We start from the raw sequence: 17,955 nt of genomic DNA, 5'->3' as shown, positions 1-17,955 counted from the left end.
GCCGCCCAGCGCCAGATAGGCACAGGGGAACAGCAGCAAACCCGACCAGCCCACGAAGACGAATCTGTCGCGCTTTAGCCAATCATCGAGAACGTCGAACCATCCCCGACTGGCGCTCGCACGACCCACTGCAATGGTCATGTCAAATCCTCTTGCAATACCAGAATTGTGAGGTTTCTAAGTAAGTTAACATATCTATAGAATAACCCGTGCCTAACCCGTAACAAAGTTCACGTAATCTAGGGGCGAACGCCCTGCCACTGGACTGGGGGCATAGTGTTCGGTAACCTCTTTGCAGATTTGTCAAGTTTATGAAGGCACAGACCATTTCTACAGATTCTAAAGATACTGATTTACTCCACCAGCCCGTGCTGGGGTCCCGTCGTTTCAGCAACCTATTCTGGGCAACGGTGATCTCGGCAGGGGCGACGGGCTTCCTGTTGTCCGGGATCTCCAGTTACCTCCACGTTAATCTTCTCCCATTTTCTGACCCAACGGCACTGGTATTTGTACCGCAGGGCCTGATCATGGGTCTCTATGGGGCGGCGGGAACGCTGTTGGCCCTGTACCTCTGGCTGGCGATCGCTTGGGATGTGGGGGGCGGCTACAATCGCTTCGATCGCAAGGCGGATCAAATCCAAATCTTGCGTTGGGGGTATCCCGGCAAAAACCGTCGAGTGGTGTTTGAGTGCCCCTTTAGTGACGTGCAATCGGTGCGGGTGGAGATTCGCGAGGGCCTGAACCCGAAACGGACCCTGTATCTCAAACTCAAAAACCGCCGGGAGATCCCCCTAACCCGCGTTGGGCAACCCTTACCCTTAGCCCAAATTGAGCAGCAAGGCGCAGAACTCGCCCGTTTCCTAGGCGTTCCCCTCGAAGGCATTTAATCCCAACCGCACACAGCCAGACAAAATCTCCCCTCTGTATCCTCTGTGCCTCTGTGGTTCCCTAGCTGATGGCAGGCAGGATGCCTACCCCACCGCAGGCAGGATGCCTACCCCACGAGTATCTAATATCTAAAGCTGGAGGGAGATATACTTCACCCTTGTGGGATGGCCGTCTTGGCTGTTACTGCTTCCCCTTGGCTGTTACCCATATCCACCCGACCATCTCTAGCGTAGATAAGGAGAACTCCCACGGTTTACACCCGTCCCCTTGCTCGGTTGATCGAGCAACTGCAACGCCTACCAGGGATCGGTCCCAAAACCGCCCAACGGCTAGCCCTCTACCTGATCAAACGGCCTCTCACTGAGATCCAAGCCTTAGCCCAAGCCTTGGTAGATGCCAAACAGCAGGTAGGGGTTTGTTCCGTCTGCTTTCACCTCTCGGCTGAGCCGGTCTGCGAAATCTGCCGCAATCCTAATCGGGATAACGAAACAATCTGCGTGGTTGCCGATTCCCGCGACGTGATCGCCCTGGAACGGACACGAGAATATCGGGGTAAGTACCACGTCCTGGGGGGAGTGATTTCGCCGATGGATGGCATTGGCCCGGAACAGCTAAACCTCCAGCCCCTTGTTCGCCGCGTTAGCCAGGAAAAGGTGAAAGAAGTTATTTTGGCCATTAGCCCCAGCGTCGAAGGGGAGACCACAACGCTGTATGTGGGTCACCTGCTTAAGCCCTTCACCCGCGTCACCCGGATTGCCTTTGGTCTGCCAATGGGGGGCGATCTGGAATATGCCGATGAGGTCACCCTCGCCCGTGCTTTGGAGGGTCGTCGGGATTTAGACTAGTACAGCAAACATAAAGTTTCGCAATGTTGGTCGTAACGACTTTAGTCGTTGCCGGCTAAAGCCTGCACTACGAACGTTGCAGCATTTACTTTTCGAGCTACTAGGGCATCGGGCTTTTAGGTTGGGGATGCTTGTGCCTGCTCTAGCCCGGTTATTTCCCTAACCGCTGCTTAATAAACATCAACAATTGGCCCATTTGCTTCTTCAGCGTGGCCACCTCCTGCTCTAGACTGGCCACCCGCTGGGTCAGGGCTTGGACATCGGCTGTCGCTCCGGCTCCACTGGTAATCGGGGCAGCAGCGGCTTCTCGTTCTAGCTGGCGACGCAATTCAGTCGCCTTGTGCATCGCTGACTTGATCGCCTCGATCAAGGCTTTGCGCTCAAAGGGCTTCTCAATAAACTCAAAATGCTCAAAGGGTTCTTGGATTTTCTCGGTGACCTCTTCCTTGCGCCCGGACATGAGCACCAATGGGATGACTTGCAAGTCCGCTTGCCCCTGGATTTGCTGATAAACTTCCCAACCGCTCATCCTCGGCAGCAGAAAGTCTAACATGATGAGATTCGGGTGGACTTGACGAATGAGGTTGAGTCCTTCCACCCCATCCTTGGCTTCCAGGATTTCAAAGTCGCCCTCCGGCAACATCTCCCGCACCCGCATCCGAATGACGCGACTATCATCAATAACCAGGATTTTATGGGTTGCCACGCTGAAACCCTCTGCTGATGGTCAAAACTGTGCATTATCCCAGCCTAGGGGGAAAACCTCTGGTCAGGTAACCCCGAACCGGAATCTACTGCCAGAATTCTAATCCCTTGGGGACGAATCCGCATTGCACCGACGAGCCTAGACGATCCTAACATTGACACCCTGATCCCCTTCATCCTAAAGGAGGAAAACTCCCAGGTCTAGTCACTGCCCAGGTTTGAGTCCCGATCGTTAAGCCAGTCAACTGCTAAAGTCTATGCCGATGAGCGCCGATCGCTCACTGGCGGCGGGCGATCGCGACTAGGCCAGTGCGGATGCCCCTGGGGTCGGCGGGGGCACGATCGCGGTTCCCCCTATTTGAGGAGACGAGCGGCGGGCAGTGCGAGCGGCGGGCAGTGCGAGCGGTGAGCAGTCCGGGACCTCAAGCTTTGTTAATTATTGATACGCTTTGCGCCGATTGCGTGAAGTTTTCTGATAAAAATCAAGCTTAAGTTTTATTATTCGCCCGTTATTCGCACCTTTAGTGATCTAGGAGTAGGTAGATTGATTACCCCAACGCTATTGGCGGCTGTGCCCCACACCCCCGAATGGAGTCCGACGGTTGCCGTGATCATGGTTGTTTGTAATATCCTGGCAGCGGCGATCGCCAAAAGCACGATTAAAAACCCGAATGTTGGTCCAGCCATGCCCTCCCCCGAATTGTTTGGGGGCTTAAGCCAAGGGGCGGTGATTGGGACCGCCTGCTTTGGTCATATCCTCGGCGCGGGTGTGATTCTCGGACTAGCCTATTCCGGGGCCATCTAACCCCCGGTGTCAGTTCCCCCCAATCCTAGGGCTGACCCGAATAATCGCAATTGACGGGAGGAGGGCTTGTCCCTCCTCTTTTGCATTTGCAGAGGCTTTGCGTTTGCAGAGGCCAAGCGTCCATGCTGTTCTTTCTTACCAAACTGCTCCCCCCCTTGATCTATCCCTTGGGCCTAAGTTGTGTGCTGCTGGGCGTTGCCCTGTGCAGTCGGCGGCGGTGGCCACGGGTGGCGCAGGGGGCGATCGCCCTAGGGCTGGGGGTGTTGCTTGTCAGTAGCAGTCCTTGGACAGCCCTGTGGCTGGTATCGTCCCTGGAGCAACGGCATATTCCAGCGGGTCCATTACCACAAGTGGCGGCGATCGTGGTGTTGGGGGGAGGGACGAAACCGGCCCTGCCACCGCGCCCAGGGGTAGATGTGGCCGAGGCGGGCGATCGCATTTTGTATGGTGTCCAGTTGTATCGGGAAGGCAGGGCACCGTGGTTAGTTTTGAGTGGGGGGCGGGTCAGTTGGATGGGCGGCGGACGCTCGGAGGCGGCGGATATGGCGGAATTGGCGATCGCCCTGGGGGTGCCTGCTACAGCTATTCTCCAGGATACGGAATCGTTGAATACCTACCAGAACGCGGTGAATGTGCAGCAGATCTTGGCCGCGAAAGGCTGGCAGCGCATTCTGCTGGTTACCTCGGCGATGCATATGCCCCGCGCTCTGTTGATTTTTCAACACCAGGGCTTCGACCCGATCGCGGCACCCACGGATTTTTTGTATACCGATGTCGATCGTGCCCTCTGGCACACCGAACCCCAGGCTTTGCTCCTCAATTGCCTACCCGACGCGGAAGCCCTGGCCAAAACGACCCGTGCCCTGAAGGAGTATCTGGGTATTGCCGTCTATCGGGGGCTGGGGTGGTTGTATAGCGGTAGTCACGCTCATTAGGGCCTTGCCAAGAGCGATGTTACACGGGGAGGTTCGGGTTGACGGCGATCGTTGGCGTCGCGGTGACCGCGCCCCCCTAGCCTTACCCGGTGGCAGTCAAGGTCTGCCAGGGGATTTCCGCCATCCCTACTATTGGTCGGCATTGACGGTGATTGGCTGTGGTGATTAGGGATATGGGCGGGGGCAGGGCCGTTCACCCCAAAGGCACGAAGGGCACGAAGGTCCACAAAGGGACGGGAAGGGGGTATGGTTTTGTTTAGCTGTGGAGTCAACGGTTGCCCGGTTTCCGAGCGACAAGCGGTGTGGCCCGGTTTTTGGGTGCCTGGGACCCCAAGATTGTCCCCCTTGGCTTGCAGGCTGCCATCCCATTGCGAGTGAACTGGCTATGTCACAACCGACGATCGAATCTATTCTGCAAGAAAATCGCTTATTCCATCCTCCTGCGGCGTTTGCCCAAGCCGCCCATATTGATAGTCTGGCGGCCTATGAACAGTTGTATGACCAAGCCCAGGCGGACCCAGCGGGGTTTTGGGCAAAGCTAGCCGAGCAGGAACTCCATTGGTTTGAACCGTGGCAGCAAGTCCTCGACTGGCAACCGCCCCACGTAAAGTGGTTTGTGGGGGGGAAGCTCAATATCTCCTATAACTGCCTCGATCGCCATCTCACGACCTGGCGACGCAATAAAGCAGCCCTGATTTGGGAAGGGGAACCGGGGGATTCACGCACCCTGACCTATGCCCAACTCCACCGCGAGGTCTGCCAATTTGCCAATGTGCTGAAACAACTGGGGGTCAGAAAGGGCGATTGCGTGGGGATTTATATGCCCATGATCCCGGAAGCGGCGATCGCCATGTTGGCCTGTGCGCGGATTGGGGCACCCCATTCGGTAGTGTTTGGGGGGTTTAGTGCGGAGGCGCTGCGCGATCGGCTGATGGATGCCGAAGCCAAACTGGTGATTACGGCGGATGGGGGCTGGCGCAAGGACACGATCGTGCCGTTGAAGGAGCAGGTGGATAAGGCGCTGGCGGATGGGACCGTCCCCAGTGTGGAAAATGTGCTGGTGGTGGAACGGACCAAACAAAAAATCCAGATGGAACCGGGCCGCGATCACTGGTGGCATGACCTGCGAGCGGGGGTGAGTGCCGACTGTCCTGCTGAGCCAATGGACAGCGAAGATATGCTATTTATCCTCTACACCTCCGGTAGCACGGGCAAGCCCAAGGGCGTTGTCCACACGACGGGCGGCTATAACCTTTACACCCACATCACCACCCAATGGATCTTTGACCTGAAGGACACGGATGTTTACTGGTGTACGGCTGATGTTGGCTGGATTACGGGCCACAGCTACATTGTCTACGGCCCCCTTTCCAATGGGGCGACCACGCTGATGTATGAGGGAGCACCCCGCGCTTCCAATCCGGGCTGCTTCTGGGATGTGATCGAAAAGTATGGGGTCAATATTTTCTATACGGCTCCAACGGCCATCCGAGCTTTTATCAAAATGGGCGAACACCATCCCCGATCGCGGGATCTTTCCTCCCTGCGGCTGCTGGGTACGGTGGGCGAACCGATCAACCCGGAGGCCTGGATGTGGTATTACCGGGTCATTGGCCAGGAACGCTGCCCGATCGTCGATACCTGGTGGCAAACGGAAACCGGCGGCATTATGATCACCCCCCTGCCCGGTGCAATTCCCACTAAACCGGGGTCCGCGACTCGACCTTTTCCGGGGATCTTGGCGGATGTGGTCGATCTGGAGGGCAATGCAGTAGGCGTGAACGAGGGCGGCTATCTGGTCATCCGTCACCCGTGGCCCAGTATGATGCGCACGGTGTATAAGGACCCCGATCGCTTCCGTCGGACTTACTGGGAGCATATTCCGCCCCAGAATGGCCAATACCTCTACTTTGCGGGGGATGGTGCCCGCCGGGATGAACAGGACTATTTCTGGGTGATGGGGCGGGTGGATGACGTGATTAGTGTGGCGGGGCACCGTTTGGGCACGATGGAAATTGAGTCGGCCCTCGTATCCCATCCGGCGGTAGCGGAGGCGGCGGTCGTTGGCAAACCGGATGAGGTCAAGGGGGAAGAGGTGGTGGCCTTTGTCACCCTGGAGGGGGACTACACCCCTACAGAGGCCCTCGCCCAGGAATTGAAGCAGCATGTGGTCCAAGAAATTGGCGCGATCGCCCGTCCGGGTGAGATCCGCTTCAGCGAGGCTTTGCCCAAAACGCGATCGGGTAAAATCATGCGGCGGTTGCTGCGATCGTTGGCAGCGGATCAGGAGGTGTCAGGCGATACGTCCACCCTGGAGGATCGCAGTGTTTTGGATAAGTTGCGCAGTGGGGCCTAAATGCCCTCACCCCAACCCCTCTCCCTGAGGGCGAGGAGTTGCCAATCTTGATCGTGCTATTACTCGCCTTTCCCCCAATGGGGCAACGGGGCGGGCAAGGGTTACTTCAACAGCGTTGTCACTTGGTTGGGATCAGCGATCGGAACGACCAGGCGACTCAAGGTCCGGCCATCCTCTAGGGCATAGAAGGTCAGATCGCCATTCAGTTGGTGAATCAATGCCTGGCAGATAGCCAGAATGAGGCCGGGAAGGCGATCGATCGCCGAGGGGGCCAGGAGATCCAACGAACGGCCATGCTGCAACTCAGCCAACAACGCTGGTTCAAGTGCGCCATTGTCGGTAATGGCAATTTCAAGGAACTGATCATCGATCGGTTGGCACCAGATATCCAGGCGGCCCTGGAGGGGCGATCGCCGACAAGCCGCCGCCAATACCTCATAGAGGATCGCCTCTAGCTTCACCATATCCCCCGCCACCTTAATGCGACTGTCGAGGTTATGGACCTGTGGCCACAGTTGGCGTTTCTTCACCAGCGCGTCAATGCGATCCATTGCCCGTCGGAGGAGAGTCGCGAGGGATGCTGCCCCCTCAGCGGTTTGTAACTGCCATTGTTCATGGCGCAGGAGCGGTAGCATACTGTTGATCGCAATCCCGAACTGGCGCAGGGTTTGCTCAAAGTGGAGATCGGCGGGAATCTTACCCTGGTCAAACAACCGCTGGAGGCGTTGGGTGGCCGCCCCCACCATCTTGTAGAACTCCTCCAATTGACGATTCTTGTACCAGTTCAATTGTTGGAGGGTACTGCGTTGGGCCTGGAAGACCTCGATCAGCACCAAGGCCCGCCGGGACCAGGCCAGTTGATTGCTGAGGGTCAAAAGGGCGTGTTGATCGCGATCGCGCCAAAACCGATCGGGGCCATCCGCCACCACCACAATGCCCGTGGGTTCATGCCCTGCTGCTGTTCGCAAGGCAGTCCCCAACAATTGACCAATCCCCGCCGCGCTCAACCACTGTCGAGACTCTGGGGGTAAATCCCCTACCTGAAGGGGTAAGCAGGTCTCACTTTGCAACAACCATTGCACCAGTGCATCCTGATACAGCAGGATCACACTGTCCTGGTGAATGGCAAAGTTTTTGTTCTGGACAGCGATCGCCCCAATCCGGGCGACTTGATCGCTGGGTGACCAGGTAACCAAGACGACCAGGGGTGCCTCCAAACTTTGGGCAATATTGCGGACGGCGGTTTGTTCCAAGGTCGTCAATTGTCTGACTTGGCGAATCTCGGCTAGGCCGCGATCGAGGGCCTGGTAATGCTTCTCCAACTGCTCGGTTTGTTGTTGTAACCGAAATTGCTGAAAGACGACGCCTAATTGCTGGGCCGCGGCTTGCAGCAGTTCCCGATCGGCTTGACCCCAGGTACTGTGGCTCTCCCGTGCCACCAGAACGACACCCGTCAGGGGTTGCCCCGGAGCAGTGCTACAGGTCAGCAGGGAATTGAGTTCCACTTCTTGCAGATCGGGTCGCCAGGTAAATAACCGTAAATCCGCCGCTAGGTTTTCGATCGCAACTGCCGTTTCCGACTGCTCCAGCATTTTCCAGTCCACCTCACTCAGGGGGGGCAGGATGGCGGGCAGCGGGCGACGACTTTTGGCGTGGTGTTGGTAGGCGATCGCAAATTCCCCGGTCTCGGCATCGGCTTCCAACAGGACAAACCGTTCCGCTTGCAAGCGTTTACAGATTAGCTCAGCCGTTTGGGCGAGCGCCTTATGCCAGTCTCGCTCACTGTAAATGGCCCGGGCAATGCCCGCCAATAGAACCTGATCATTGCGAATTGTTTGGATCGTCGCCTCGATGGTTTCCAGGGGAGCCAGCAGAGAAAGCAGTTGGGTGACCCCCTGGACAAATGCCTTCTCCGTGTCATCCCAAATGCGGGCCTCGGTGGTTTTGACCAGTAAAAATCCCCGCAGTTCACCGGCCCCCAGGATCGGAGCAGCCAGGAGCGATCGGGCCTGAAATTCCCGCAGCAGGCGGGCAGTTAGATCCGCCTTAAAGGGACTATAGGCATCCCCGATCGCCACCAAGCGATTGGCGTTCAGCGCCTCATAAAAATTCCAAACCGCCGTCGCTTCCAGTCCCTCGACCTTCCCGTCCGCGGCAAAGCGGGCAGTCCGCTTGACCGGATACCCCAGGCGCAATTGGAACAGTTGGGGCAGGGGATCATACCCGTAGATCTCGGTCCGGGTTGGGGTGAGGTGGCGGTGGATCGTTTCCACGATCGCCGTTAGCCGTTGGTTGAAATCCGTCCCTTCCTGGGCTTGTTGCAGCAATTTGGGCCAGACCTCATCAACCGTTTGGGTCGCCGCACGCAGTTGGTGCTGGCTGAGCATCACCCGATGGATCGCCGCACCCAATGCCCCCAAAACAATCTCAAACTGGGCCTTATCAGCCTCCTTAAGGGAAAACCCCCAATGGGATGCCCCCAGGATCATCACCCCTAGGCAGAGATCCTTATGGCGGATCGGCAGGATCAGACTACCCTGGACCTGCCAATGCTTGGCCATTTGTGCCCACTCCCCCGCACGGACCTCCGTCCCCAGATCGGGGATGGTTACGGGTTGCATCTGGATCACGACCTCTTCCAGGCGATCGCCAGCATTCAGGCTGAGCGATCGGGTGAGGAAACTCATGTCTTTACCGGGAGCCTTTCCCCCTTTACCGACAAGGCAGTGCTTTTTACGATCGTAGAGACCCAGCCAAATGAGGCTGTAGTCAAAAACCGCCTTAAAGTAACTGAGGGTGGTGGCCGCCAGCGCATCCACCTCCTCCGCTTCACGAAAGAGGTGGAGCAACTTGGCAAGGTTAGCCAATGGCGGGTTGCGGTTGGCTGATTCAGTTGCTTGCGTCATCTCCTAAAACCCCGCATCCTGCCAGAGGGCTGGCCCTTAGTTGGGCACGATCTCAATACTCCTGCGCGTCCTTACGATCAGATAGACCCAATCCGCAGGACAATGGTGCCACTTCCCACGTCCCTTGGGGAGAACACCCTAGCGATCTCCGAACAAGTGTTTATCATCTAGCCTAAAGCGTGTTTTTCAAAGTTGGTTAGGGGTTGGATTAGATTTTGCCAAACTTTAAAACTGAATTTTTGCGATCCTGGCTACCTGAGACGCCGGTATCATAATCTGTCTAATGTCTAAATGGTCTGAGCAGGCAAGCCACGACTATTCGCCTATGGTCAAGGCAAGCTCAAGCAACGTCCTGTCAATCCCTGCATTTTCTGACCCTGTGTTTTCTGGAGGATAGGGATGGATCTCTATACAACGGCACTACGTCCCCTACTATTTTCTGGCCTCCAGGTTGATCCGGAATGGATACATGAGCGCTTGCTCCATACCTTAGCCAGACTGGATCAGCCCCAGCCCCCTCCCCTGCTGCGGGCTGCCTTGACTTGGACAGAACAGACCTTTACAGTCCCCGACCCGCGTTTAGAACAGTCTCTTTGGGGTCTAACGTTTACGAACCCCTTGGGGTTGGCCGCAGGGTTTGATAAAGATGGACAGGCGATCGGGATCTGGCCCCAAATCGGGTTTGGTTTTGCGGAAGTCGGCACGGTTACCTTCCACGCCCAACCCGGTAACCCCCAACCGCGCCTGTTTCGCCTGCTGGCCGATCGGGCGGTCCTTAACCGCATGGGGTTTAATAACCAGGGAACCGCTGCCCTAGCCACCCGCCTGCAAGCCTATCGGGAACGGCAAGCCCAACGTGGGGTAGGCGTCCCGCTGGCCCCGGCCCTGACCGCACCGATCGGGGTCAACTTTGGGAAGTCCAAGCAAACCGATCTGAAGGACGCGATCGCCGACTACCTGGGTAGCTTCCGGCTCCTGCAACCCTGGGGCGATTATTTCGTTGTTAATGTTTCCTCACCCAATACCCCCGGCCTACGATCGCTGCAAATGGCAGAGCAGCTTGGCCCCCTCTTGGCGGCCCTCCAGCAGGAAAATACCCCCGGCAAACCCCTCCTCCTGAAAATTGCCCCAGACCTTAGTTGGGATGAGCTGGCAGCCATCCTCGACCTGGCCCAGCACCATCGCCTAGCGGGCATTATTGCCACCAATACTACGATCGCCCGGACCGGTTTGCGGACCCAGGTTTTATCCCGCACGGGTAACCCGATAGCAGCGGAGGCCGGTGGGATCAGTGGTGCCCCCCTCCGGGCGCGATCGACCGAGGTCATCCGGTTCATTTACCGGCAAACCCAGGGCCAATTGCCCATTATTGGGGTGGGTGGCATCTTCACCGCTGCCGATGCCTGGGAGAAAATCACTGCCGGGGCCAGCTTGTTGCAGGTCTATACGGGCCTGGTCTATGAAGGGCCTGGCCTGATCCCACGGGTTCTCCAGGGGTTACTGGCCCAATTAGAGACGCACCAATTGCCCACGATCGCCGCTGCTGTTGGTATTGACTCATGACGCCCTTCCAGCCCCTCCTCGGTCAAGCCCAGGCCATAGAATTGCTCACCCAAGCGGTCCAAAAACACCGCATTGCACCGGCCTACCTGTTCGTTGGCCCCAATGGGGTGGGCCGCAGTCTGGCTGCCCGCTGTTTTCTGGAACTGCTCCTTGACCCCACCCTAGAGGCAGGGAGCGTGCTGGCAGGCGGGACAACAATGGCAGGCGAAACAGCGGTGGCAGGCGGGACGCCTACCCCACAAAGCATTTCCGGCTCCCCTGCCCTACGGCAACGCATTGCCCAGGGCAATCATCCCGATCTGCTGTGGGTGGAGCCTACCTATCTGCACCAGGGGAAACGGCTATCGGCGCAGGAAGCGGCTGAGGCGGGGGTAAAACGAAAGGCACCGCCCCAAATTCGTCTGGAACAGATTCGGGAGGTGTCCCAATTCCTGAGCCGTGCCCCCTTGATGGCCCCCCGATCGGTCGTCGTGATTGAACAAGCTGAAACAATGGCCGAGGCGGCGGCCAATGGCCTGCTAAAAACCCTGGAGGAACCGGGACAGGCCACGCTGATTTTATTGGCTCCCTCCCTGGATGCCCTGTTGCCTACCCTGATTTCCCGGTGTCAGCGCATTCCCTTCTACCGGCTGCCTCCCGATTGTCTGGCGCAAGTGTTAGCTACCGCAGGCTACGGTCACCTTGTGCAAACACCGGGTGATCCCGCCTATGCCGCTGTCTTGGCAATGGCCCAGGGCAGCCCTGGTGCCGCGATCGCCCATTACGAGCAATTGCAGAACTTGCCACCGGATCTCCTGCAAGCGGTGCAATCCCCCCCGCGATCGCTCCGGGAGGCCCTGGAGCTGGCTCGCCAGATTCAGCAAACCTTGGAAAGTGAACAGCAGTACTGGCTCCTCGACTACCTTCAGCAGTGCTATTGGCACCCCCAGCCCGGTTATGACCCCAGTCCCATTTTGCACACCCTGGAAAAGGCCAAGACCGCTCTGCGCAGCTATGTCCAACCTCGCCTCGTGTGGGAGGTGACATTGATGCAGTTGTGCTAGCCATTAGGGGCAGGGGAAATGCGAGCGCTTAGGCAATACCCTAGCGCACGAGATGATGATCGATCGCGAAACGGACTAATTCAGCGCGATTACTGGTATTGGATTTGCGTAGGAGGCTACTGACGTGTTTTTCGATCGTGCGCGGACTGAGGTGCAACTGTTCGCCAATCTGGTTGTTGGAGAGTCCTTCCGCCAGTAGGTGCAACACGTCCTGCTCCCGTCGGGTGAGATCGACCGCCTCTAGCCCCGGTGCCGCCCGATCGCGATCGGGATGGTCAGCAGGTAAGGGAACAGCCTCCGCCGACTTAAGATGGGTACGCCATTCGGTCTGGATTAACTGGGATCGTTCCATCAAGTTACGAACGACGGCCCCCAGTTCGTTCAGCTCAAAGGGTTTGGGCAGGTAAATATCACACCCCAGTTGGTAACCCTGAATGCGCTCAGGGGTGGTGGAATGGGCAGTGAGGAAGATAACGGGGAGTAGGCGAAAATGGGGCTGTTGCCGAACCCGGCGGACCAGTTCAAACCCATCCATGTGGGGCATGGCCACATCTGTAATTAAGAGATGGGGCAGGTAGTCTTTCAGGATTTGCAGGGCTTCACGGCCATTAGTTGCTGACATCACTGAGTAGCCAGCCTGCTCCAGGTAATCACTCAAGGTGAGGCGAGTGCCTGGATCATCCTCTGCGACCAGGATTAGCAAGGGCATGGGGGGTGAGTCACACGTAATGGGGGGGTGTAAAGTTTATTTGCAATCCTAGCCGATAAAATCCATGTTGCTAAAACCGGCATGGGGATGGCAGGTTATTGCTGGATATCAACGCTTGTTAAGCCAAATTGTTAACTCGAATGGTCACTCCAAGTCCATTCAAGCTTAATTTCAACCTTAATTTCAATCTCCAGGCAGATCTTCTCGGCCCATCGCCTGAACACTGGTTAGAGATGCTCCAGATAGGTGAGGAGATCAGCCATTTCCTGGGGGTTAGGCTGAAACTTGGGCATCGGGGGGGTCTCGCCACTAATCACCTGGCGAATCAGAGCGGCTTGGGTCTTGCGCTCAGCAATATGTTTGAGGCTGGGACCCACTAGGCCATCAGCCATGACGCCATGACAGCCCGCACAATTGATCTGGAAAATCATCGCGCCCCGATCGCGATCACCCCGCAGCCGAAGTGTGCTCTGGATATAGGGATCAGCAACTTCCAGTTGATGCCAACCAAATAAAACCGCTAAGATGACCACGCCAAGCAGCAGCAGGATTGCGGCAATCCGCTGAATGGGTACGTCGTCGCTCAAGTTGATTGTTTGTCGCTCGTCCAAACCGTCTCCAGCTAGCAGCCGCACCAAGCGATTTTTAATTATAAGCATTTGTACAAAAAACTTCTTAATTCAATTATTTACTCTAAAGATTTGTTGCGCAACTGTCACCAACTAGGGGTAGGGTAGGTGTGGCGATCGTCGCTGCCTCAGCACCCGCAGCCGGGAAGCGAAACGCCAACTTCACAGCTACTCTTGTGGAATGCGGCCTAGTGGCCCTGCGATCAGGGTATGCTGGACAGAGATCATTTGTGTTGTTTTGTATCGAGGTCTGGAGGCACGTCTCATGGTTGAACCCCTACTCTCTGGCATTGTGCTTGGTTTGATTCCCATTACCCTGGCGGGCTTGTTTGTTGCGGCTTATCTCCAGTACCGTCGGGGCAACCAACTCGGCCTGTAGGCTAGGCCTGATCCACGTTTGGGGGATAGGCGTCCCGCCTGTCTTCCCTATCTTGGCATACCCCCCATCGACATGAACGGCCAACCGCTCGCCAAGTGAGCCGATCGCCGCTCCTGCTGGCCTTAATCCTTCTCAATATCCGGAGAGTCTAGTTCCTCTGTCAGCATTTGCAGGCGGATCGTCCGTTGCGACAGGGCAGCGGTTGTGGGGTCGCCGCCAACACCGAGTTGGACCTCAATAATACTGCCGGAAAGTTTGCCAAGGCTCTGGACCATGCGGCGCAGGTGGGGCGTGCTGACGCCACTATCGACATAGAGGCGATCGCTCAGGCGATTCAGACGTTTCCAGGCGGTATAGAGCTTACCGATCGCCTGCTCCACCTGGGTAGCCTGGGTGACTACATCAGCGGCAATATTCAAAATTCCTAGGCGAAAGGCTTCTTCTAGGGCTGTTTCCAGATCAATATCGGCATCATTGAGGGCCTGCACTTGGGTCGCGGCGTTTAAGTATTTCGCTAAGGCTTTTGCTTCACCGGTGACTTGCTTGAGGGTATCCAGGTCCGGATTCTCGCGCATCTCTTGCTGGAGGCTGGCCTGGTGGGCTTCTGGGAGTTTTGCCAACTCGCGGACGAGGGGGGCCAGGTAGCGGGTGGGGATGGTGTGATCAGCGGCTTTTTCTCGGACTTCCTCTGGCAATAGCTCCGAGGTCATCGCTGTCCATTCGTCCGCCAATTGCCGCACTTCGCGCCGGGTTACTCGCTCTCCCCGGTGGGCTGCTTCGCTGACCAGTTGTTGGACTTCAGGGGAGGCCTGGGCCGTTTCAATAAAGGCTCGCTTACTAAACTGGTTGACATCCGTCGGTTCCAGATAACCGGTTTCCAAAAGGGTGTCGGCGCTGTTCGCCAACTCGATCCACTGGTATGCCTGACTTTTGCTGATCTCCCGTTCCTTGAGCCAGTTCAGGAAACCCAGGCCCCGCAGATCACCCCGCTGTTTTTCCCGATCGCGCACCACCCGCAGAATGCGTCCCCGCCAGATGTCTGTTTGCAGGTCAAAGCGATCGCAGACTTGCCATGCCTGCTCAACCTGTTGCTGGAATTCCGCGTCGGGTAGGTGTTCGTCCTCCGGATCGGGCAACTGGAAATTGAGGGGAACGTTGTCCAGGTCAGTACTCAGGGCATCCATGAGGGACGGGGCAGGGATATCAAGGGGTTCTGGGGGAGAGTTGGGAACTAGCACGATCGCGGGTGGGGTAAACAGCCGCAACATTATCCCATGTTCGTCCCGTTTGCTCGATCGCGGGGGGCGGCGCTGGCGCATCGGGTTCGCAAGCGCCAATACTGACCCACGTACTGGCACCGTCGGCCCAGTGTTCTTTTTTCCAGATCGGGGCGTTGTGTTTCAGGGTATCGATCGCATACTGGCAGGCGGCAAAGGCTTCGGCCCGGTGGGGGCAACTCACGGCCACAAGAACACTGGTTTCCCCGATCGTGAGGTGTCCCGTGCGGTGATAAATGACCACCCGATTCACCATTGGCCACTGCTGGCGGAGATCGGCGGCAATTTGTGCAAATACCCGCAGCGCCATTGGTTCATAGGCTTGATATTCCAAGCTGACCACCGCTTTCCCGTCGGTATGGTCCCGTACCGTCCCACTCATGACCACCACGGCCCCACTGGCGGGATCGACGGCCAGTTCGTACACCTCAGACAACGAGAGGGGGGCAAAGGTGATGGCAAAGCGATCGTTGAGTTCAGCGGGGCCCTGGCTCATTTTTTCTTTTTGCTATCTTTGGCGCTCGTTTTTTTCTTGGTTGCCCGCTGGGTTGCCCGCTTAGGGTCTTGGGGCGCGGGGGCAAGCTCACCGTTAATCCGGGCATTAAACCCATACACACGTCGTTGTCCCACCAGGGGGACCAGGGTAACCGATCGCGTATCTCCTGGTTCAAACCGAATGGCCGTACCCGCCGGAATATCCAAACGCATTCCCCGTGCTTGCTCACGCTCAAAGCTCAGCGCACGGTTGACCTCATAGAAATGAAAATGGGAGCCAACTTGGATGGGGCGATCGCCCTGGTTCGCAACGGTTAGGGTGAGGGTGGAACGTCCAGCATTCAGTTCCAGTTCACCCGGCTCAACCAACAATTCACCGGGAATCATAGGGGCTATCTCCTAGGGGAAAAGTGACAATCGCACGGTCGGCCAAAGGGAGCGGTCCGAGCGCGGTAGCGCCATCTGTGCCCTATTCTAACTGGAAGTGCTAACCCACCCTAGGCAGATACATCGCCCATAAGGGTGATATCTTGAGTGGAAATCAGCGGATAGGACGGTAACGAGATTTCCCATGCAAGCAGACTGGCAAGTCGCCAAAACCTATGCAGATATCCTGTACCACAAGTGGGATGGCATCGCCAAGGTGACGATTAACCGGCCCCACAAGCGCAATGCATTCCGCCCAGAGACGATCGCCGAAATGTACGATGCCTTTTGGGATGCGCGGGAAGACCCCCAAATTGGTGTGGTGCTACTGACGGGGGCGGGTCCCCATACGGATGGCAAGTATGCCTTTTGTGCGGGCGGGGATCAAAGTGTACGGGGGCAGGCGGGCTATATCGGGCAAGATGGGGTGCCGCGCCTCAATGTGCTGGATCTCCAGCGTTTGATTCGTTCCATGCCTAAGGTGGTGATTGCCTTGGTGGCGGGCTACGCGATCGGAGGCGGGCACGTCTTGCATATTGTGTGTGATTTAACGATCGCAGCGGATAATGCGATTTTTGGGCAGACGGGGCCCAAGGTGGGCAGTTTCGATGGCGGCTTTGGGGCCAGCTATCTAGCCCGGATTGTTGGCCAGAAGAAGGCGCGGGAGATCTGGTATCTCTGTCGCCAATATACGGCGCAGCAGGCCTTAGAAATGGGATTGGTCAACCAGGTTGTGCCCGTGGCTGAACTGGAGGCGGAAGGCCTTCAATGGGCACGGGAAATCCTGGAGAAAAGCCCGATCGCCATTCGCTGTTTAAAGGCGGCGTTTAATGCGGACTGTGATGGACAGGCGGGTCTTCAGGAACTCGCAGGCAATGCAACACTGCTCTACTACATGACGGAAGAGGGCAGTGAGGGTAAACAAGCGTTCCTGGAAAAACGCCCCCCCAATTTTCGCCAATATCCCTGGCTGCCTTAGTGCCGTAACCCTTAACGTTCCACTAGGTCGGTAGTAACGACTTTAGTTGTTTCAAGCTAAAGCCTGGGGAATACAGTGGGATGACAAGATACCTATAAATGTACCTAAAATCGCCTCCACTGCCGTTGGGCTGAGGGGTTTGGCGAAGAGATAGCCCTGGCCAAATTGGTAGCCAAGGCGTTGTAATTGTTGGAGTTGGGCCTGGGTTTCAATCCCCTCAGCGATCGCCTCCAGATCTAGCTGCTGGCTGAGGGTAGCGATCGTGGCGACGATTTGATGATTACCTTCCCCATCATGTATCTCACAAAACTACGATCGACTTTCAAATAATCGATCGGTAAACGATGGAGATAGTTGAGGGAGGAATACCCTGTGCCAAAGTCATCAATACTCAGTTCAATTCCCCGTGCTTTGAGCTGGCTGAGGAGCGTGATCGTAGAAGCGACATCTTCAATCAGCATACTTTCGGTCAGTTCCAGGGTTAGGTGATGCCCTGCTAAACCCGTTTGGGTCAGAACGCGATCGACTTCGGCCAAAAGATCAGGTTGTCGGAGATCCTGGGCAGAGAGATTCACACTTACCTTCAAACTGGGTAAATTGGAGAAGACCGTCTGCCAGGTAGCTAACTGCTGACAGGCAGCACCCAGCGCCCAATAATCCAAGGTCGTGATCAATCCTGTCTCTTCCGCAATCGTAATAAAGTCGCCGGGAAGTTTTAAACCCTGACTGGGATGTTGCCAGCGAATTAGGGCTTCAAAACCAACAATTTGGCCGGTCGCTAAAGCCACGATCGGTTGGTAGTACAGCACAAATTCTTGCTGCGCGATCGCCCGCCGAAGATCATTTTCTGCATGCAGTTGGTACAGCGCTTGGTTCAGAAGTGTTGAATCCAGATATAAAACTTTACACTTGAGGGTGCGAGAGTCATACAAGCGTTTCTGGAAGCAAATCGTAGCTCCAATGGACGAGCGAACAGCGACGGCTGAGTTCTAGTTGCAAATAGCGAAACTTGTCA

Annotated in this window: 17 protein-coding genes and 2 pseudogenes; 10 read left to right on the top strand and 9 right to left on the bottom strand. The window is 56.7% G+C overall.

The window, feature by feature from the left end; all coding sequences use genetic code 11:
- Window positions 1-141 (bottom strand): annotated as a pseudogene (locus ACWIUF_RS01910) (photosystem II D2 protein (photosystem q(a) protein)); the annotation flags it as partial.
- Window positions 142-311: 170 nt separating this feature from the next.
- On the opposite strand from ACWIUF_RS01910, the gene ACWIUF_RS01905 reads away from it, so the two are divergent.
- Together ACWIUF_RS01905 and recR are read left to right on the top strand one after the other, a co-directional pair.
- Window positions 312-887 (top strand): photosystem I assembly protein Ycf4, encoded by a 576-nt coding sequence (locus ACWIUF_RS01905; protein ID WP_448570482.1) that lies wholly within the window; start codon window positions 312-314, stop codon window positions 885-887.
- Between the two features lie 234 nt (window positions 888-1,121).
- The gene (gene recR, locus ACWIUF_RS01900; RefSeq protein WP_448570483.1) at window positions 1,122-1,733 is read left to right on the top strand and encodes a recombination mediator RecR; all 612 of its coding nucleotides are present in this window, start codon (window positions 1,122-1,124) and stop codon (window positions 1,731-1,733) included.
- Window positions 1,734-1,884: 151 nt separating this feature from the next.
- Here recR and ACWIUF_RS01895 read toward each other — a convergent pair whose 3' ends face one another.
- Window positions 1,885-2,439: a response regulator gene (locus ACWIUF_RS01895; protein WP_448570481.1), complete on the bottom strand. Its 555-nt coding sequence runs from the start codon at window positions 2,437-2,439 to the stop codon at window positions 1,885-1,887.
- Between the two features lie 543 nt (window positions 2,440-2,982).
- On the opposite strand from ACWIUF_RS01895, the gene psaK reads away from it, so the two are divergent.
- The 4 genes from psaK (at window position 2,983) to acs (ending at window position 6,534) form a co-directional block, all read left to right on the top strand.
- Window positions 2,983-3,243, top strand: a complete 261-nt coding sequence (gene psaK / locus ACWIUF_RS01890) for a photosystem I reaction center subunit PsaK (protein ID WP_448570480.1) — start codon at window positions 2,983-2,985, stop codon at window positions 3,241-3,243.
- 122 nt (window positions 3,244-3,365) lie between these two features.
- Window positions 3,366-4,178: a YdcF family protein gene (locus ACWIUF_RS01885; protein WP_448570479.1), complete on the top strand. Its 813-nt coding sequence runs from the start codon at window positions 3,366-3,368 to the stop codon at window positions 4,176-4,178.
- Window positions 4,179-4,194: 16 nt separating this feature from the next.
- Complete coding sequence (locus ACWIUF_RS01880; RefSeq protein ID WP_448570478.1) at window positions 4,195-4,347, top strand: hypothetical protein; 153 nt, start codon at window positions 4,195-4,197, stop codon at window positions 4,345-4,347.
- 216 nt (window positions 4,348-4,563) lie between these two features.
- Complete coding sequence (gene acs / locus ACWIUF_RS01875) at window positions 4,564-6,534, top strand: acetate--CoA ligase (protein WP_448570477.1); 1,971 nt, start codon at window positions 4,564-4,566, stop codon at window positions 6,532-6,534.
- A 101-nt stretch (window positions 6,535-6,635) separates the two neighbouring features.
- Here the strand turns inward: acs and ACWIUF_RS01870 are convergent, their stop codons facing one another.
- Window positions 6,636-9,440 (bottom strand): GAF domain-containing protein, encoded by a 2,805-nt coding sequence (locus ACWIUF_RS01870; RefSeq protein ID WP_448570476.1) that lies wholly within the window; start codon window positions 9,438-9,440, stop codon window positions 6,636-6,638.
- 399 nt (window positions 9,441-9,839) lie between these two features.
- Between ACWIUF_RS01870 and ACWIUF_RS01865 the strand changes: the two genes are divergently transcribed.
- A complete protein-coding gene (locus ACWIUF_RS01865; RefSeq protein WP_448570475.1) occupies window positions 9,840-11,003 on the top strand; it encodes a quinone-dependent dihydroorotate dehydrogenase in 1,164 nt (387 codons plus the stop codon).
- A complete protein-coding gene (locus ACWIUF_RS01860; RefSeq protein WP_448570474.1) occupies window positions 11,000-12,046 on the top strand; it encodes a DNA polymerase III subunit delta' in 1,047 nt (348 codons plus the stop codon). Before ACWIUF_RS01865 ends, ACWIUF_RS01860 begins: the two co-directional genes overlap by 4 nt.
- A gap of 40 nt (window positions 12,047-12,086) precedes the next feature.
- On the opposite strand, the gene ACWIUF_RS01855 is transcribed toward ACWIUF_RS01860, so the two are convergent.
- Window positions 12,087-12,755: a response regulator transcription factor gene (locus ACWIUF_RS01855; protein ID WP_448570473.1), complete on the bottom strand. Its 669-nt coding sequence runs from the start codon at window positions 12,753-12,755 to the stop codon at window positions 12,087-12,089.
- Window positions 12,756-12,982: 227 nt separating this feature from the next.
- The gene (locus tag ACWIUF_RS01850) at window positions 12,983-13,366 is read right to left on the bottom strand and encodes a c-type cytochrome (protein WP_448570472.1); all 384 of its coding nucleotides are present in this window, start codon (window positions 13,364-13,366) and stop codon (window positions 12,983-12,985) included.
- A gap of 283 nt (window positions 13,367-13,649) precedes the next feature.
- Here ACWIUF_RS01850 and petG point away from each other — a divergent pair, with 283 nt between their 5' ends.
- Complete coding sequence (gene petG / locus ACWIUF_RS01845; RefSeq protein WP_190431032.1) at window positions 13,650-13,763, top strand: cytochrome b6-f complex subunit V; 114 nt, start codon at window positions 13,650-13,652, stop codon at window positions 13,761-13,763.
- 122 nt (window positions 13,764-13,885) lie between these two features.
- Here the strand turns inward: petG and ACWIUF_RS01840 are convergent, their stop codons facing one another.
- Genes ACWIUF_RS01840 through ACWIUF_RS01830 form a run of 3 tightly spaced genes read right to left on the bottom strand, consistent with a single transcriptional unit; the run spans window position 13,886 to window position 15,922 of the window.
- Window positions 13,886-15,031: a hypothetical protein gene (locus ACWIUF_RS01840; RefSeq protein ID WP_448570471.1), complete on the bottom strand. Its 1,146-nt coding sequence runs from the start codon at window positions 15,029-15,031 to the stop codon at window positions 13,886-13,888.
- Window positions 14,967-15,536 (bottom strand): molybdenum cofactor biosynthesis protein MoaE, encoded by a 570-nt coding sequence (locus tag ACWIUF_RS01835; protein WP_448570470.1) that lies wholly within the window; start codon window positions 15,534-15,536, stop codon window positions 14,967-14,969. The genes ACWIUF_RS01840 and ACWIUF_RS01835 overlap by 65 nt, the downstream gene beginning before the upstream one ends.
- A complete protein-coding gene (locus ACWIUF_RS01830) occupies window positions 15,533-15,922 on the bottom strand; it encodes an urease subunit beta (protein WP_448570469.1) in 390 nt (129 codons plus the stop codon). Before ACWIUF_RS01830 ends, ACWIUF_RS01835 begins: the two co-directional genes overlap by 4 nt.
- A 184-nt stretch (window positions 15,923-16,106) precedes the next feature.
- Here ACWIUF_RS01830 and menB point away from each other — a divergent pair, with 184 nt between their 5' ends.
- A complete protein-coding gene (menB, locus tag ACWIUF_RS01825) occupies window positions 16,107-16,940 on the top strand; it encodes a 1,4-dihydroxy-2-naphthoyl-CoA synthase (RefSeq protein ID WP_448570468.1) in 834 nt (277 codons plus the stop codon).
- A 51-nt stretch (window positions 16,941-16,991) separates the two neighbouring features.
- Here menB and ACWIUF_RS01820 read toward each other — a convergent pair.
- Window positions 16,992-17,728 (bottom strand): annotated as a pseudogene (locus ACWIUF_RS01820) (EAL domain-containing protein).
- Window positions 17,729-17,955 lie beyond the last annotated feature (227 nt).

The sequence above is a fragment of the Trichothermofontia sp. genome (assembly GCF_053493415.1).
The sequence above is the reverse complement of the archived record's forward strand: the minus strand, read 5'-3'. Positions and strand labels throughout refer to the sequence as shown.

Excerpts from the sequence above, each read along its gene's own strand:
- ACWIUF_RS01905 (WP_448570482.1), top strand. The coding sequence starts at position 312 with ATGAAGGCACAGACCATTTCTACAGATTCTAAAGATACTGATTTACTC.
- ACWIUF_RS01885 (WP_448570479.1), top strand. The coding sequence starts at position 3,366 with ATGCTGTTCTTTCTTACCAAACTGCTCCCCCCCTTGATCTATCCCTTG.
- ACWIUF_RS01880 (WP_448570478.1), top strand. The coding sequence starts at position 4,195 with ATGTTACACGGGGAGGTTCGGGTTGACGGCGATCGTTGGCGTCGCGGT.
- acs (WP_448570477.1), top strand. The coding sequence starts at position 4,564 with ATGTCACAACCGACGATCGAATCTATTCTGCAAGAAAATCGCTTATTC.
- ACWIUF_RS01870 (WP_448570476.1), bottom strand. The coding sequence starts at position 9,440 with ATGACGCAAGCAACTGAATCAGCCAACCGCAACCCGCCATTGGCTAAC.
- ACWIUF_RS01865 (WP_448570475.1), top strand. The coding sequence starts at position 9,840 with ATGGATCTCTATACAACGGCACTACGTCCCCTACTATTTTCTGGCCTC.
- ACWIUF_RS01860 (WP_448570474.1), top strand. The coding sequence starts at position 11,000 with ATGACGCCCTTCCAGCCCCTCCTCGGTCAAGCCCAGGCCATAGAATTG.
- ACWIUF_RS01855 (WP_448570473.1), bottom strand. The coding sequence starts at position 12,755 with ATGCCCTTGCTAATCCTGGTCGCAGAGGATGATCCAGGCACTCGCCTC.
- petG (WP_190431032.1), top strand. The coding sequence starts at position 13,650 with ATGGTTGAACCCCTACTCTCTGGCATTGTGCTTGGTTTGATTCCCATT.
- ACWIUF_RS01840 (WP_448570471.1), bottom strand. The coding sequence starts at position 15,031 with ATGTTGCGGCTGTTTACCCCACCCGCGATCGTGCTAGTTCCCAACTCT.
- ACWIUF_RS01835 (WP_448570470.1), bottom strand. The coding sequence starts at position 15,536 with ATGAGCCAGGGCCCCGCTGAACTCAACGATCGCTTTGCCATCACCTTT.
- ACWIUF_RS01830 (WP_448570469.1), bottom strand. The coding sequence starts at position 15,922 with ATGATTCCCGGTGAATTGTTGGTTGAGCCGGGTGAACTGGAACTGAAT.
- menB (WP_448570468.1), top strand. The coding sequence starts at position 16,107 with ATGCAAGCAGACTGGCAAGTCGCCAAAACCTATGCAGATATCCTGTAC.